Annotated in this window: 15 protein-coding genes and 2 tRNA genes; 10 read left to right on the forward strand and 7 right to left on the reverse strand. The window is 62.8% G+C overall.

What is annotated here, in order from left to right; genetic code table 11:
- Positions 1-16 precede the first annotated feature (16 nt).
- From JG746_RS22400 to JG746_RS22410, 3 genes are all read left to right on the forward strand, one after another.
- Positions 17-1,057: a sugar ABC transporter substrate-binding protein gene (locus JG746_RS22400; protein ID WP_202354713.1), complete on the forward strand. Its 1,041-nt coding sequence runs from the start codon at positions 17-19 to the stop codon at positions 1,055-1,057.
- Between the two features lie 118 nt (positions 1,058-1,175).
- On the forward strand, positions 1,176-2,171 hold the full coding sequence (locus tag JG746_RS22405; protein ID WP_202354714.1) for an ABC transporter permease: 996 nt from the start codon (positions 1,176-1,178) through the stop codon (positions 2,169-2,171).
- Positions 2,172-2,184: 13 nt separating this feature from the next.
- A complete protein-coding gene (locus tag JG746_RS22410; RefSeq protein ID WP_202354715.1) occupies positions 2,185-2,955 on the forward strand; it encodes an SDR family NAD(P)-dependent oxidoreductase in 771 nt (256 codons plus the stop codon).
- A gap of 334 nt (positions 2,956-3,289) precedes the next feature.
- On the opposite strand, the gene JG746_RS22415 is transcribed toward JG746_RS22410, so the two are convergent.
- Positions 3,290-3,365, reverse strand: a tRNA-Val gene (locus JG746_RS22415).
- Positions 3,366-3,583: 218 nt separating this feature from the next.
- Here JG746_RS22415 and JG746_RS22420 point away from each other — a divergent pair.
- Both JG746_RS22420 and JG746_RS22425 read left to right on the forward strand, forming a co-directional pair.
- Positions 3,584-3,660 (forward strand) — tRNA-Asp (locus tag JG746_RS22420).
- Between the two features lie 357 nt (positions 3,661-4,017).
- Complete coding sequence (locus tag JG746_RS22425) at positions 4,018-4,563, forward strand: hypothetical protein (RefSeq protein ID WP_244730382.1); 546 nt, start codon at positions 4,018-4,020, stop codon at positions 4,561-4,563.
- Positions 4,564-4,729: 166 nt separating this feature from the next.
- Here the strand turns inward: JG746_RS22425 and rbsK are convergent, their stop codons facing one another.
- Genes rbsK through JG746_RS22440 form a run of 3 tightly spaced genes read right to left on the reverse strand, consistent with a single transcriptional unit; the run spans position 4,730 to position 7,214 of the window.
- Positions 4,730-5,659, reverse strand: a complete 930-nt coding sequence (gene rbsK / locus JG746_RS22430) for a ribokinase (protein WP_202354716.1) — start codon at positions 5,657-5,659, stop codon at positions 4,730-4,732.
- A gap of 4 nt (positions 5,660-5,663) precedes the next feature.
- On the reverse strand, positions 5,664-6,116 hold the full coding sequence (locus JG746_RS22435; protein ID WP_202354717.1) for an RbsD/FucU family protein: 453 nt from the start codon (positions 6,114-6,116) through the stop codon (positions 5,664-5,666).
- Positions 6,117-6,158: 42 nt separating this feature from the next.
- On the reverse strand, positions 6,159-7,214 hold the full coding sequence (locus JG746_RS22440) for an ABC transporter ATP-binding protein (protein WP_202354718.1): 1,056 nt from the start codon (positions 7,212-7,214) through the stop codon (positions 6,159-6,161).
- Positions 7,215-7,501: 287 nt separating this feature from the next.
- Between JG746_RS22440 and JG746_RS22445 the strand changes: the two genes are divergently transcribed.
- The 4 genes from JG746_RS22445 (at position 7,502) to JG746_RS22460 (ending at position 11,629) form a co-directional block, all read left to right on the forward strand.
- A complete protein-coding gene (locus JG746_RS22445; RefSeq protein ID WP_202354719.1) occupies positions 7,502-9,169 on the forward strand; it encodes an ABC transporter substrate-binding protein in 1,668 nt (555 codons plus the stop codon).
- 98 nt (positions 9,170-9,267) lie between these two features.
- Positions 9,268-10,389: a carbohydrate ABC transporter permease gene (locus JG746_RS22450; protein WP_202354720.1), complete on the forward strand. Its 1,122-nt coding sequence runs from the start codon at positions 9,268-9,270 to the stop codon at positions 10,387-10,389.
- A gap of 11 nt (positions 10,390-10,400) precedes the next feature.
- On the forward strand, positions 10,401-11,318 hold the full coding sequence (locus tag JG746_RS22455) for a carbohydrate ABC transporter permease (RefSeq protein WP_202354721.1): 918 nt from the start codon (positions 10,401-10,403) through the stop codon (positions 11,316-11,318).
- Complete coding sequence (locus JG746_RS22460; RefSeq protein ID WP_202354722.1) at positions 11,315-11,629, forward strand: hypothetical protein; 315 nt, start codon at positions 11,315-11,317, stop codon at positions 11,627-11,629. The genes JG746_RS22455 and JG746_RS22460 overlap by 4 nt, the downstream gene beginning before the upstream one ends.
- Here the strand turns inward: JG746_RS22460 and JG746_RS22465 are convergent.
- Together JG746_RS22465 and JG746_RS22470 are read right to left on the reverse strand one after the other, a co-directional pair.
- A complete protein-coding gene (locus JG746_RS22465) occupies positions 11,626-12,369 on the reverse strand; it encodes a creatininase family protein (RefSeq protein ID WP_202354723.1) in 744 nt (247 codons plus the stop codon). The genes JG746_RS22460 and JG746_RS22465 overlap by 4 nt on opposite strands.
- A gap of 3 nt (positions 12,370-12,372) precedes the next feature.
- Positions 12,373-12,939, reverse strand: a complete 567-nt coding sequence (locus tag JG746_RS22470; protein ID WP_202354724.1) for an SIS domain-containing protein — start codon at positions 12,937-12,939, stop codon at positions 12,373-12,375.
- A 174-nt stretch (positions 12,940-13,113) separates the two neighbouring features.
- Between JG746_RS22470 and JG746_RS22475 the strand changes: the two genes are divergently transcribed.
- Complete coding sequence (locus tag JG746_RS22475; RefSeq protein WP_202354725.1) at positions 13,114-14,136, forward strand: aldo/keto reductase; 1,023 nt, start codon at positions 13,114-13,116, stop codon at positions 14,134-14,136.
- 136 nt (positions 14,137-14,272) lie between these two features.
- Here JG746_RS22475 and JG746_RS22480 read toward each other — a convergent pair whose 3' ends face one another.
- Positions 14,273-14,545 (reverse strand): HU family DNA-binding protein, encoded by a 273-nt coding sequence (locus JG746_RS22480; protein ID WP_006201846.1) that lies wholly within the window; start codon positions 14,543-14,545, stop codon positions 14,273-14,275.
- Position 14,546 lies beyond the last annotated feature (1 nt).

The raw sequence follows: 14,546 nt of genomic DNA on the forward strand, positions 1-14,546 counted from the left end.
TAGAGGAGCGAACGACATGAAGCGAATACTTCTTGCTGTCTTCGGTATCCTGGCACTGGCCTTTGCCACGCTCACGCCGGCAATCGCCCAGTCGAAGGGAACCGTCTACTATCTGGTACCGACATTGCTCGATGAGTTTCAGACCGGCTCGGTGAGCGCTCTGGAGCTGTTCCTGAAGCAGGTCGGCTACGACTTCAAATCGCTGAACGCCGACAACAAGACCGACGCCCAGCAATCGCAGATGAACGACGTCATTGCGCTCAAGCCAGCGGCAATCGTGCTGGCCGCCGTCGACTTCAATGCGCTGAAGCCGTCCATCGAAGCGGCGCGCGCCGCAGGCATCCCGGTGGTCGAATTCGACCGCCAGATCACGTCGACGCCTTCCGACTTCACCTCGGTGGCAGGTACGGTCGAGATCGGTTATGTGGCCGCGGACCAGGCCGAGAAGCTGCTGAAGGCGAAGAACGGATCGGTAAAGGGCAAGGTCCTGCAGGTGCTGGGTGACCCTGGCGATCCCTACACGCTCGACATCCAGAAGGGTTTCGAGGAGAAGATGAAGGCGTTCCCGGACGTCAAGATCATCTCGCTTCCGGCCATGCAGTGGGAAGCCAGCAACGCCGGTACCATCGTTGCCGACCAGATGCTGGCCAACCCCGACATCGACCTGATCTTCAGCCATGCCGCGCATCTCTCGGTCGCTGCCGTCGCCTCGCTCGAGGCCGCCGGCAAGAAGCCGGGCGACGTCATGCTGATGAGCTCGAACGGCGCGCCGGTCGGCCTCGACCTGATACGCAAGGGCTGGCTCAACGTCGAAGTCGAGCAGCCGCTCTACGCGCAGGCCGCGGCCGTCGCCATGTTCATGGACAAGGTGGTCAAGAAGGAAGAAATCAAGCCCGGCGAATACGATGTGCTTGGCCTTAAGTCGACCGTGACCAAGGAGGCATGGGGCCCGAACATCAAGATCCCGGGTGCGGCCATCACCAAGGAAAACGTCGACAATCCCGCTTTCTGGGGCAACCAGAAGCCGCCGACCGATACAGTCAAGCCAGTCGAATAGGCACGTCGCCCGATACGCTCCGGGCCCTCTCGGCCCGGAGCCAGTTTCCCCGCAATTCCAATACGCGCGCGATCCCTTCGAGCACCATCTCCGGGTCATGCGCCAGCCGGATCAGCCCATGAACCCTCGCACCCGCCATGCCCTGGAGCTCGTCCTCGACAACCTCGTCTGGTTCATGCTGGTCTTCGTGCTGGTGGTGTTTTCCATCTTCATCCCGAACTATTTCCAGCTCGGCATCTTCGCCAACATCATCGAGGCCTCCAGCGTGCTCGGCGTCATGTCGATCGGCCTGGCGCTGGTCATCATCGCCGGCCATATGGATCTGTCGGTCGAATCGGTCGCCGCGCTCAGCGCGATGGCGGTGGGCATCCTGTTTTGCTCGTCCGGGATCGGCCTTGGCGTTCAAGTGCATCCGGAATGGCTGATGGTTCCGGTGTCGCTGCTGCTGGCGCTGGCCGTGGGCGGCCTGATCGGCGCCTTCAACGGGTTTCTGGTGGTCAAGGTCAAGATGAGCGCCTTCATCATCACGCTGGCGTCCTACATCTGGGTGCGCGGCCTGGTGCTGGTGATTTCAGGCGGCCGCTCGGCGCAGGATCTGGCGCCGGCGATCCGCTGGTTCGGCATCCAGCGGCTGATCGGCCTGCCGCTCACCGCCTGGATCGCCATCGCCTGTTTCGTCGTCTTTTCGCTTATCCTGGCCAAGACGCCGTTTGGCCGGCACCTGGTGATGATCGGCGGCAACGAAACGGCGACCTTCCGCGCCGGCATCAGGGTCAACCGCAACCTCATCATCGCCTTCGTGCTGGCCGGCGCCATTGCCGGCCTTGCCGGCTGGCTGCTGGCGATCCGCACCTCGGGCGCCACCGCCAATCTCGGTGTCGGCCTGCTGTTCAACGCCTTTGCCGCGGTCGTCATCGGCGGCGTCAGCCTGAAGGGCGGTGTCGGCACCCTGCCCGGCGTCTATGCCGGGGTGCTTCTGCTCTCGGCCATCAACACGGCGATCAATCTGATGGGGCTGCCGGCCAATTTCACCCAGGTCATTCACGGCCTGCTGGTGCTTGCGGCCGTGCTGCTCGACGCATTCAAGCAAACCATTCGCCAAAGACTGGCATGACAGGACGGCTCGCATGACCGCACGACTGAAAGACAAGGTGGCGCTGATCATCGGCAGCGCGCGCGGCATCGGCAAGGGCATTGCCCTTCGCTTCGCCGAAGAAGGCGCAAAGCTGGTGCTGGCCGACAGCGAGGCCGAGGCCGGGCAAGCGAGCGCGGACGAGCTCGGTATCCCCTTCATCGGCACCGACATCTCGCAAATGCGCGACGCCGAGGCCGCGGTGGCACTGGCGCTGAAGCATCACGGCAGGCTCGACATCATCGTGCAGAATGCCGGCATCTATCCCTGGCAATTGATCGAGAACACCAGCACCGACGACTGGGACCGCGTCATGGCCGTCAATCTGCGCGGTACCTTCAACGCCACCCGCGCCGCGCTGGTGCCGATGAAGGCGCAGCGCTCCGGACGCATGCTCTACACCTCCTCCATCACCGGGCCGCATGTCACAAGCCCCGGCCACGGCCATTATTCGGCGACCAAAGCAGGTATCAACGGCTTCATCCGGGCAGCTGCGCTGGAATTCTCCGGCTACGGCATCACCGTCAACGGCGTCGAGCCCGGCAACATCCTCACAGAGGCCATCCAGCAGCATCGCGGCGCCGCCTATATCAAGAACATGGAAGATTCCATCCCGCTCGGCCGGCTCGGCAGCCCGCGCGACGTCGCCAATGCCTTCCTGTTCCTTGCCTCGGACGACGCCAGCTACATCACCGGCACAACCATTGTCGTCGATGGCGGGCAATTGCTGCCCGAGGGCAAGGATTTCCGGATGGTGCCGCCTTGAGAACGCAGCTCCTTCGCACGACACAGAGCGAGCCGCCCAGAAGTGGCGCCAGGAGCCCGCCCCGGTGGCCTGCAACCCCTGATCAACAAAAAACCCGCCACGGGAGCGACCCGCGGCGGGCTTTTGGAGTGGCTACATCCCGGAGGAATCGACCGCTGCTGGTTGTATAGTGAACCGCGTGACCGCATTAGCCTATGGTGTGATCGCGGAAGACAAGGGCCTCTCGGCCGCGCCCCAGCTATTCGATCGTCAAGTCGAGTCTGGTCGATCTTCTCGAGCGACTTCTGTTCCGATCATTCCTGTGCGAGAGCGCCTGGGCTAGCCAACGCTGGAATGGTGGGCGATGACGGGCTCGAACCGCCGACATCTTCGGTGTAAACGAAGCGCTCTACCAACTGAGCTAATCGCCCGCTCCGGCGCGGACCTTTAAGCGGTCGGGGCCGGCTTCGCAAGACCAAATGAACAGGTGACGTCCCTCTCCGTGGGCCTGATTTGCGAACAAAACGCCGGCTGTCAAAAAACCTTCTCCAGTTTGTTGTTATGATGGTTTGGTGCGCTTGACACCCGGTGGCGAACCCCTTATCCAGCGCCCCAACGACGAACACGGCTGACACGTGCTCGTCAATGCGCGGGTGTAGCTCAGTTGGTTAGAGTGCCGGCCTGTCACGCCGGAGGTCGCGGGTTCGAGCCCCGTCACTCGCGCCATTTCCCTCAAGGATAGCAATCCTTGGTACAGGGAAATGCCGACATGGATTGTCAGAATCCACTTTCAGACATGAAGTGCCAAGGCGCGGTCTTTTGCGCCTGTCGCCGGCTCTATGACCTGGTGGTCGGTGGTCGTTCGCCGCCGCGCGGATCGCGCGACCGACTGTTTTCGCAGCCGGTGTCAAAAATGCAGCTATGCCTGCGCGGCAATCTGGCAAACACGACGCCACTCCAATAGGCTGGAAATGAGCTCCTGGAACGACTCGGGCTTGAGCCGCGTTTGACCTTGCGAATCCCACTTGCGGATTCGCCCACAAAGCGCTGGATTCATTTTGCAGGTAGCGGAGCTGCACTAATATGCTGCCTGAACGGCTTGGAGGACTTATCGTGTCAATCGCACCAAACATTCCTATGCGCACATTATTCACGCTCATGTACCTGGGCGGCGCGACGACTGTCGCTACCGCCCTCTTCCCCGCGACCGCGTCGGCCGACCGGTTGCAGCCATGCGCGCGCGAGGGCGGAATCTGCCGTCTGCCGTATCCCGCCGAAGTGGTCTATGGCGCCCGGGGCCGCACAACCTCGCGCTATTTCGACCGAGACGCGGTGCCCTGTTCAAATCGCGTTTTTGGTGACCCGGCGCCGGGCAGGCCAAAGTCGTGTTTCATCGTGATGCGCGGCCGGGACCAGTCGGATGACAATTACGACGAACCGCGCCGCGAGAGATGGCAGCCCTGTGCCGATGAAGGCGACTTCTGCGATTTCTATGGCCGCAAGGTGGTCAGGTACGGAGCACGCGGCCGATTCACGCAGGACGTGTTCCGCAACGGCGTCCAATGCGACAATGATACGTTCGGCGATCCCGCTCCCGGCGACGAAAAGCGCTGCTATGTCAGGCAATAGCTGATCGGGCTATCGCCGCTTGCCATCCAGGGCAGTTTGCCGTTCTACGGAAACGGCAAACTGCCCTAACTCTTTGTTTTGGCGCAATTCCAAAGGGAAGGCGCCGCGCATTTTCCCAGAATTGCGCTGAGACTGGAACAGCCTGATGGCCGGTGTCCCGCGTGCCTCAACCCTTCGCCAGCAGTGCCTCGACTTCTTGCAGCGTCGGCATCGACGGCGCGGTGCCGGGCCGCGTCACCGAAATGCCGGCGACGGCGCAGGCAAAGCGCACCGCTTGCAGCGGTTCCACGCCTCGCGACAGCGCCGCGGCGAAGCCGCCGTTGAAGGCGTCCCCCGCGCCGGTGGTTTCGACCACCGGCCCGGCGCTGATGGCGGGGACATGCTCGGAGCGTCCCTTCGAGTGCAGCAGCGCGCCCTTGTCACCGAGCGTGACGATGACCGTGCCAACGCCCTTTTCGAGCAACTTGCCAGCGGCGGCCCGCGCCTCATCGACCGAAGAGACCTTCATGCCGGTCAATTCCTCCGTCTCGGTCTCGTTCGGCGTGAGATAGTCGCAGAGCGTGTAGATGCGGTCGGGAAGCTTTGCCGCGGGAGCAGGGTTGAGGATGGTCGTCACCCCTGCCCCGCGCGCGATCTCCAGCGCCCTGAGCGCCGCGTCGATCGGCTGTTCGAGCTGGGTGACGAAGACGCCGGCAGTACGAATCAGGGCGGCATTGGCCTCGATGTCTGCTGGCGAGATCAGCATGGCCGCACCCGGGCTGACGATGATGGCGTTGTTGCCGCTTCCCTCCTCGACGAAGATATAGGCGGCGCCCGTATAGCTGTCCGGCGTGTCGATGACGGCGCTTTTCACGCCGGCATCCTGCCAGGTCCGCTTGGCCATGTCGGCGAAGGCATCGACGCCAAGGCGGGTCAGGAAGGTGGTGTCGGCGCCGAGCTTGCCGGCGGCCACCGCCTGGTTCGACCCCTTGCCGCCCGGGCCCAGCTTGAACGAATTGCCCAGAATCGTCTCGCCCATGCGCGGCTGGCGATCGGCACGATAGGCGGTATCGGCGACGAAGACGCCCAAAATGACAACAGGCTTTCCGGCGGCCATATCCCTACTCCGCATCCGGCGGGATGACGCCTTTGCGGAAGGCAAAGCAGCCGTAAAAACGGCGCTCACCGGTCTGGATGACGCAATAGGCCTGCTTGGCGCGCTCGTAGAAGGCGTAGCGCTCGACCGGCAGCATCGGCCAGGACTTGCCTTCGGCGGCGTCGATTTCTCTTTGCACTTCCTTCTGCACGGACGGTATCTCGTCCGGCTTGCCGACGATTTCCATGCGCGCGGCCGCGTCGTCGACGAACGTATCCAGCGGATAGAGCGACAGCACGGCCTTCACCACTTCCGCAGCTGGCGCATCGATGCGCAGCAGCCGGCCGAGCACCGTCTGGCGCGCCACCGAATCGGAGGGGAAATTGGTGTCGGCGATGATCAGGTCGTCGCCATGGCCCATCGCCCGCAATGCCTGCAGCACGTCGGCATTGAGCAGCGGATTGATGCCTTTGAGCATGATAGTCCTCGTGAAGTCCGTTTGAGATCAGAGACGTTGAGATCAGAGACGCTGGCCGGTCTCGGCGTCGAAAAGATGAATCTGGTCGAGCCTGGGCTTCAGGGTCAGCGTATCGCCGGGCTTGAAGTCGTGGCGCTCGCGAAACAGCGCCACCATCTCGCCGTCGCCGAAGCGCAGGAACACCAGCGTTTCCGAGCCGGTCGGCTCGACCACCGAAATTTTCGCCGGCACGCCATCGGGATGGATTTCCAGATGCTCGGGACGCACGCCGTAGACGACGGCCTGCCCGTCCTGCGCGGCATTGTCGGCAATCGGAAACACCGTGCCCGATATGTCGACGCCGGGCTTGTCGCCTTTGCGCACAACTCCCTTGAGCAGGTTCATCGACGGCGAGCCGATGAAGCCGGCGACGAACAGATTGGCGGGCCGGTCGAACAGTTCCAGCGGCGCGCCGACCTGCTCGATGCGGCCGTCGCGCATGACGACGATCTTGTCGGCCATGGTCATGGCCTCGATCTGGTCGTGGGTGACGTAGATCGTTGTGGTTTTCAGCCGCTGGTGCAGTTCCTTGATCTCGGTGCGCATCTGCACGCGCAGCTTGGCGTCGAGGTTGGAGAGCGGCTCGTCGAACAGGAACACTTGCGGATTGCGCACGATGGCGCGGCCCATGGCGACGCGCTGGCGCTGGCCGCCGGAAAGCTGCCTGGGATAACGCTTCAGATAGGGGTTGAGGTCGAGAATGTCAGCGGCGCGCTTGACCCGCTCGGCAACCACGGCCGGGTCGGTTTTGCGCAATTTGAGGGCAAAGGCCATGTTCTGCTCGACCGTCTTGTGCGGATACAGCGCGTAGTTCTGGAACACCATGGCGATGTCGCGTTTTGCCGGCGGCAAATGGTTGACGACGCGGTCGCCGATGGCGATCGTGCCGCCGGAAACGGTCTCCAGCCCGGCCACCATCCTGAGCAGCGTGGACTTGCCGCAACCCGAGGGGCCAACCAGCACCACGAACTGCCCGTCAGCGATGTCGACGCTGACTTCGTGCAGAACCTTGACGGTTCCAAACGCCTTGGCCACCTTGCTGATTGCGACTTGAGCCATCTCTCCCCCACCGGCTCCAACTGGCCGTAGGCGCAGAAGCTAACCAACGCGACCTGTCAGGGCAAGTCGGTCTCTTATAGATAAAAACCCGGCCTCGTTGACACGGCGTTTGGTTGTGAGAATAGTGGTGGGCGCTGGTCCAAATGTCGGCACCGATGCGCAGGGAATTCAAAATCGACGCAGGGTGGGGTCCTGCCTAATTCATATCCGAGCCGGTAGCACAAATGTGCTTCAGCGTCCGACAGGTGGCCACATCGATTCACACTGATTCTGGGAGGAATAGTTCAATGAGAACAGGTCTTTACGATAGGCTGGTGCGTGCCGGCGCCACGCGGCGCGACATCTTGAAGGGTGCGGCCAGCATGGCCGCGATCGCGGCGGCATCCGGCGCCGGGCTCGGCGCCTTGACGCGTCCTGCTTCCGCCGCAAGCGAACTGCGCTCGAAGATCCTGCAAATTCCCGGCGTTGGCAAAGGTCAGCCGACCGATGCCGATTTCCAGAAGGTCGGCGAACTCTGCCTCGAGGCGACCAAGGCCAATGTCAAGGAAGGCGAATTCGCCGGGGTCGAGTTGACCTTCATGGGCCTCAACAACCAGAACCTGCACAATGTGCTGTTCCGCGGCTTCCTGAAGCCGTGGGAGGCCTATACCGGCGCCAAGATCAGCTGGATCGACCTGGCGCAGGCCGACTACAACGCCCGCCTGCAGCAGTCGATCGCCACCGGCACCGTCGACTTCGACATCATCGAGATGGGCGCGCCCTTCGAAGGCGATGTCTGCGGCAAGGGCCTCACCTCCGAAATGCCCGACTGGGTCAAGAAGCAGATCGATTTCGACGATCTGGTCAACTATCTGAAGCCGCCGGTCGGCACCTGGGACGGCAAGCAGTATCGCGTCACCATCGACGGCGACACGCACAATTTCAACTACCGCACCGACGTGTTCGCCGATGCCGACCTCGCCAAGCAGTGGAAGGACGGCGGCGGTGAAGGCGAATGGGGCGTGCCGAAGACCTGGCAACAGGTGCAGGCCGTCACCAAGTTCCTCAAGGGCAAGAAATTCAAGGGCCAGGACGTTTACGGCTACCTCGACGCGCCCAAGCCGTGGGGCGGTTTCGGCTTCTACTTCCTCGGCAGCCGCGCCACCGCCTACGCCAAGCATCCCGACGACAAGGCCTGGCTGTTCGACGCCGACACGATGAAGCCGCGCATCAACAATCCGGCCTGGGTGCGCGCCATCCAGGACGTGATCGACGCGCTGCCTTCCGAACCGGCGGACCAGATCAACGCCGACCCGAACACCACCGGCTTCCAGCAGTTCCTGGCCGGCACGGGTTCGATGATCCCCTGGTGGGGCGACATCGGCTCCAACGTCAAGACCAACGATTCCTCGGTCATCGGCGACGTCACCGGCTTCTCGATCCTGCCGGGTTCGGACGACGTCTACAATTCCAAGACCGGCAAATGGGAGAAGCTGGCAAGCGGGCCGAACTATTCGCCGAACTGCGCCTATCTCGGCTGGGGCGTCTACGTCATGGCCCGCGTCGACAAGGATGAGAAGAAGAAGAAGGCGGCCTGGTCCGCCGCCGCCCATCTCGGCGGCAAGGACCTGTCGATCTGGACCGCGATGTATCCGTCCGGCTTCCAGCCCTACCGCAATTCCCACTTCGACATTCCGGAATGGGTGGCGGCCGGCTACGACGAGGCCTTCATCACCTCGTATCTGAAGTCGGAAGGCGACAGCTACAACCATCCGAACGCGGCGATCGAGCCACGCATCCCCGGCATCTTCCAGTACTATTCCGCCGCCGAGGACATTCTGGCCAACACCTTCGCCGGCAAGATGAAGGCGCAGGAAGGCGCCGATGCCATCGCCGCCGCCTGGGAAAAGCTCACCGACCAGATCGGCCGCGAAAAGCAGATCAAGCTCTACAAGGCCTCGCTCGGCCTGGCCTGATGGTGGCGTGAACCTGGGGTCCGGCGACGAAAGCCGTCGGACCCTGTCTTGACCGGCATCGCCGGTCGCGAAGTGCCTTCTGCAACCGGATGAGACGCGTGGCTGACCAGATTTTGCCCACCAATGATTGGCCGGCAAACGCCGTCCCTTCCGACCTGATACCGCCAGGCCGCAAACGCCTGGGCTGGGCGGTGATGGCAGCCGCGACGCTTGGCCTGCTGGCAACGATCCTGGTCCAGATCCTCTACAAGAGCGAGGTCGATACGATCGGCTTCGAGACATGGCGGCCGGTGGTCTACGCCTATGTACTGTGGGGCGTGGCACTCGGCGTCGGCCAGGTGCTGACACGCGGCGAGGACGGCCAGCGCGCGCTGTTCCTGCTGCCGGCGCTGCTGTTCACCATCGCCATGGTGATCTTCCCGACGCTGTTCGGCTTCTACATCGCGCTCACCGACTGGAACCTCTCCTCCTTCAGCGGCCGCAGGTTCAACGGGCTCGACAATTTCTGGCAGATGCTGGCCGATCCCTACTATCGCAATGCCCTGTTCAACATGGTGCTCTACGTGCTCGCCGTGCTGGTCGAATATGTCATAGCCTTCGGACTGGCGCTGCTGCTCAACGCGCAGATCCGGGCTCGCAAATTCTTCCGCGTCGTCTTCCTGATGCCGCTGATGCTGTCGCCGGTCGCGGTGTCGTGGATGGTCGGCAAGTCGCTGATGGAATATCGCTTCGGGCCGGCGGCGACACTGGCGCGCCATCTCGGCTGGGAAAACCCGGCCTTCTTCTCGGATCCGATCATCGCCCGCATCTCGATCATGGTGCTGGATGCCTGGACCTTCATCCCGTTCATGATGATCATGCTGCTCGCCGGCCTGCAGGCGATGTCGCGTGAGATCCTCGAAGCCGCTCGGGTCGATGGCGCCAATGCGTGGCAGACCTTCTGGCAGGTCACCTTTCCGCTGATGCTGCCGGTGTCGGTGACGGCGGTGATCCTGCGCATCATCTTCAAGCTGAAGCTGGCCGACATCATCATCACGGTGACCTCGGGCGGGCCTGGTGGCGCCACCGATTCCGTCTCCAGCTTCATCTACCGCGAATACCGCGACCGCTCGAATGTCGGCTACGGCACCATGCTGGCGATGGCCTATCTGGTCATCATCGTCGTGTTCGTCACCTGGCTGCTGAAATTCGCCAACCGCTTCGTGCGCAACGTCAACTGAGCGGTGGGATCATGAGCGTTCAAACCACCGAATACACCGTATCCGAAATCCGCTCTCCGGCGAGCTTCGTCACCAGCCGCGTCTTCATCTATGGCGCGCTTGTGTTCTGGGCTTTCATCTGCCTGTTCCCGATCTACTGGACGCTAACGACCTCGTTCAAATCGGCGGTCGATGTCACCCAGGGCCATCTGATCCCCTTCGTCGACTTCCAGCCGGACTGGAAGGGCTGGCGATCGCTCGGCCTGTCGCCCGATTCGATCTTCGAGACCTCGACGGTGCGTGATGAGTTCTTCAAGCGCTTCATGAACTCGGTCATCACCTCTGTCGGCGCATCGAGCCTCGCCATCGTCATCGGCAGCCTCGCCGCCTACGGCCTGACGCGCTACCGCTACAAGTTCGCCTGGTTCAAGAACGAGGACATCTCCTTCTTCTTCCTGTCGCAGCTGATCCTGCCGCCTGTCGTGCTCGCGCTGCCGTTCCTGGTGCTCTACCGCGAAGTCGGCCTGCTCGACACGCGCATCGGGCTGATCCTGCTCTATACGCTGATGGTGCTGCCGATCGTCATCTGGATCATGCGCGACCAGTTCAACTCGATCCCAGTCGAGCTGGAAGAAGCCGCGCTCGTCGACGGCCTGTCGATCTGGGGGGCGTTCTTCCGCATCGTCATGCCGATCGCACTGCCGGGCATGGTCGCCGCCTTCATCCTGGCGATGGTGCTGTGCTGGAACGAATATTTCTTCGCCGCCCTTCTGACCTCGACCGATGCCAAGACCATTCCCGTCATGGTGGCGAGCCAGACCGGCTCGCAAGGCATCAACTGGTGGTCAATGGCAGCCCTTGCCACCGCCGCGATCGCGCCGCTGGCGGTCATCGGCATCGCGCTGGAACGCTATCTCATCATGGGCATGACCGCGGGAGCCGTGAAGTGACGAGCCGATACTGGTTCGCACGCAACATCCGTGTCGGCTACAAGGGCTATGACCGCTACGGCAAGGGCGTCATGCCGATCGCCTGGCAAGGTCGAGCCGTCATCGCCGGCTTCGTGCTGGCCATGCTGTGCGGCGGCCTGCTCATGGCCCTGGTGGGCTTCTACGCCAATCACCTGGCGCTTGGCATAGCCTTCTATGTCATCCTGGCGATAGCCGGCGCCGCCACTTTCATCTGGGCCGTTGCCACCAAGAGCGACCCGGACAAGTCGATCGCCGACTACCGGGCGGAGCGGCTGAAAAACAACCTTTAGGCCCTCAGTATAGCGCGCAGGTGGTCCATGATCATGGCGACGCCCTCGTTGCCAAGCTCCGCCGATGCGTCCTTGGCATCAGCCGTGTACCAGCCGGTATTGTCGGCGAAGCGGGCGGCGTCGACAGCTTCCGGGCATAGCGCCAGCATCAGCGACGTCTCGCCGATCCCGGCATGGTCGAACGGGTACTTGCCGTTCATGACCGCCGGCATCAGCGGATGGACCTGCACCCAGTTGAAGAAATTTTCCCCGGCGGCGTGTCCGGCATAATAGTCGGACATGTCCTTCGAGCCCCACCACCCCTCGCCGCGCTGCTTTTCGAGGAAGCGGAAGATCGCCTGGCGGCCGGCGGTCTTGAAGGCGAGATCGGTCGGCATGCCGGCGGCGAAATTCTCGGTCTGGTGGTGGATGATGGCGTGGATGTTGCGAAAACCGATGCGCAGCAGGCTGTAGAACAGTTCCTCGCCGAACGGCGCCAGCTGATTGCCGCCGACCTGCACCGAGCCCGAGCCTTCCGGCGGCGCCACTGCGTAGCTCGCGGCCCCGTAATAGAAGGGCGGCAGGATGATGACTTCCCTCTCCTTCTCGAACAGCTCCAGCGTCTTGATGACGGCCAGCGTGTCCATGCCGACGGCCATGTGCTCGCCATGGTATTCGAGCACGCCGAGCGGCAGGACGACCGGCCAATTCTGCGCAATCGCCTTGCGGATCTGGTGCGGCAGCATCAGTTCATAGCGCATGATCTATTCCATGTTGGTGTGGCGCGCGCGCATGGCTTCAGGCGACGCGCCGGTCAAGGATTTGAGTTTCAGCACCATCACCTCGAACAGCAGGAACAGCGCACCTTCGAACACCGAGCCCATCGGCAGAACCGAAGTCCTTTGCGCCCCCTGGTCATTGGCCATTGTCTGGGCGGGGATGAGCAGCGTGGCGTCGGCCAGTTTTGCCGCGCTGCCGCCGGCCTGGGCGGTCAGCAGCAGATTGGTCGCGCCCGCATCGCGCGCGACGCGCATCAAGGTCAGCACCGTTGAGGTTTCTCCCGGTCCGGAACTGGCCAGGAAGACGTCACCAGGCCCCAAGGGCGGCGTGGTCATGTCGCCGACCACCGCGACCGGCAGGCCGAGATGATAGAGCCGCATGGCGAAACCCTTGACCTGCAAGGCCTCGCGGCCGCAGCCATAGACGACGATCTGCCTGGCTTCGGCCAGCATCCTGTATGCGGCGTTGATCTGGCTGCCGTCCACGCGCGCCAGTACGCCGCCGAGTTCGTCGAGCGCGGTCTCGAACAGATTTTCGTTCCGGTCGCTCACAGCACCCTCGAAATCGTTCTGGAATTTTTCATGAACAGCTTGATTTCATTCATGCTAGCAACCGCGAAAATGCGTGTCCAACGCCGCGCGGCGCTTTTGCCCGATCTCAGGCGTGATAATGTCATGTCAGACAAAATCAGCTCAGACTATCAACCCCCGGGAAAACTGCAGGACATGAAAACACGGCATTTCGACCGCATCGGCAATGGCGGCCTCACCTTTACGGAGCTCGGCTTCGGCACGGCGCCGCTCGGCAATCTCTACCGCGCTGTTTCGGACGAGGACGCCAATGCCACGCTCGACGCCGCCTGGGCGACCGGCTGCCGCTATTACGACACCGCGCCGCTCTACGGGCTCGGCCTGTCGGAAACACGCCTCAATCCCTTCCTGCGCGGCAAGAAGCCCGACGACTATGTGCTGTCGAGCAAGGTCGGCCGCCTCATGCGCGCCTGCCCGCCGGAGCAGCGCACGGGCATCGGCAAGTTCTTCGACACACCGTCGCGCCAGGAGGTGTTCGATTACAGCTATGACGGCGTGATGCGCTCGTTCGAGGCCTCGCTCGAGCGGCTGGGCGTCGACCGGATTGACATCCTGTTCGTGCACGATGTCGACATCTTCACCCATGGCAGCAAGGAGGCGTCCGACCGGCGCATCGAGGAATTCATGCGCTCCGGTTACTACGGACTTCTGTCGCTGCGCGACCAGGGTGCGATCAAGGCGTTCGGCGGCGGCATAAACGAATGGCAGGTTGCCCAGACCCTGGCCGAGCGCGGCGATTTCGACCTGTTCCTGCTTGCCGGGCGCTACACGCTGCTGGAACAGGAGGCGCTGACATCCTTCCTGCCGCTCTGCCAGAAGCGCGGCATCGGTATCGTCCTTGGCGGCCCCTACAATTCCGGCATCCTGGCGACAGGACCGAAACCCGGCGCCTACTACAACTATTCCGAGGCGCCCAAAGACATTCTCGAGCGGGTCGCCGGCATCGAGGCTGTCTGCAAACGCCATGGCGTCAGGTTGATCGAGGCGGCGCTGCAGTTTCCGCTGCTGCATCCCTCGGTCGTCTCGGTGATCCCCGGCGGCCAGCGGCCGAGCGAAGTCGAAAGCAACCGGGCGCTGCTTGACGCGAAACCGCCGGCGGCGTTGTGGGCCGACCTCAAGAAGGAAGGCTTGATGCGCGACGACGCGCCGACCGCATAACCCCTCGCGTCGGGGTCAGCCACTAAAATGAAAAGCCGGGCAAGCCCGGCTTTTCTGGTCGCGTGTACCGGCGTCGGGCACAAAAATGAAAAGCCGGGCAAGCCCGGCTTTTCTGTCTCTGAAAAAGAAAAAACGCTTAGTTGACGGCGTCCTTCAGGCCTTTGCCGGCCGAGAACTTCGGCACAGTGCGTGCCGGGATCTTAACTTCGGCGCCGGTCTGCGGGTTGCGGCCGGTCGAGGCCGCACGCTTTGACACGGTGAAATTGCCAAAGCCGACAAGCCGGACATCGCCGCCCTTCTTCAGTTCGCCGGTGATGACGGAAAATACCGCATCGACCGCCGACTGCGCGTCACCCTTCGAAATGCTCGCGGCGTCGGCGACAGCGGACACCAGTTCGTTCTTGTTCATA

This window comes from Mesorhizobium sp. 113-3-3 (assembly GCF_016756495.1).
In the GTDB taxonomy this organism is placed as follows: domain Bacteria; phylum Pseudomonadota; class Alphaproteobacteria; order Rhizobiales; family Rhizobiaceae; genus Mesorhizobium.

Coding starts and splice junctions, on each gene's coding strand:
- JG746_RS22400 (WP_202354713.1), top strand. CDS start 17: ATGAAGCGAATACTTCTTGCTGTCTTCGGTATCCTGGCACTGGCCTTT.
- JG746_RS22405 (WP_202354714.1), top strand. CDS start 1,176: ATGAACCCTCGCACCCGCCATGCCCTGGAGCTCGTCCTCGACAACCTC.
- JG746_RS22410 (WP_202354715.1), top strand. CDS start 2,185: ATGACCGCACGACTGAAAGACAAGGTGGCGCTGATCATCGGCAGCGCG.
- JG746_RS22425 (WP_244730382.1), top strand. CDS start 4,018: ATGCTGCCTGAACGGCTTGGAGGACTTATCGTGTCAATCGCACCAAAC.
- rbsK (WP_202354716.1), bottom strand. CDS start 5,659: ATGGCCGCCGGAAAGCCTGTTGTCATTTTGGGCGTCTTCGTCGCCGAT.
- JG746_RS22435 (WP_202354717.1), bottom strand. CDS start 6,116: ATGCTCAAAGGCATCAATCCGCTGCTCAATGCCGACGTGCTGCAGGCA.
- JG746_RS22440 (WP_202354718.1), bottom strand. CDS start 7,214: ATGGCTCAAGTCGCAATCAGCAAGGTGGCCAAGGCGTTTGGAACCGTC.
- JG746_RS22445 (WP_202354719.1), top strand. CDS start 7,502: ATGAGAACAGGTCTTTACGATAGGCTGGTGCGTGCCGGCGCCACGCGG.
- JG746_RS22455 (WP_202354721.1), top strand. CDS start 10,401: ATGAGCGTTCAAACCACCGAATACACCGTATCCGAAATCCGCTCTCCG.
- JG746_RS22465 (WP_202354723.1), bottom strand. CDS start 12,369: ATGCGCTATGAACTGATGCTGCCGCACCAGATCCGCAAGGCGATTGCG.
- JG746_RS22475 (WP_202354725.1), top strand. CDS start 13,114: ATGAAAACACGGCATTTCGACCGCATCGGCAATGGCGGCCTCACCTTT.
- JG746_RS22480 (WP_006201846.1), bottom strand. CDS start 14,545: ATGAACAAGAACGAACTGGTGTCCGCTGTCGCCGACGCCGCGAGCATT.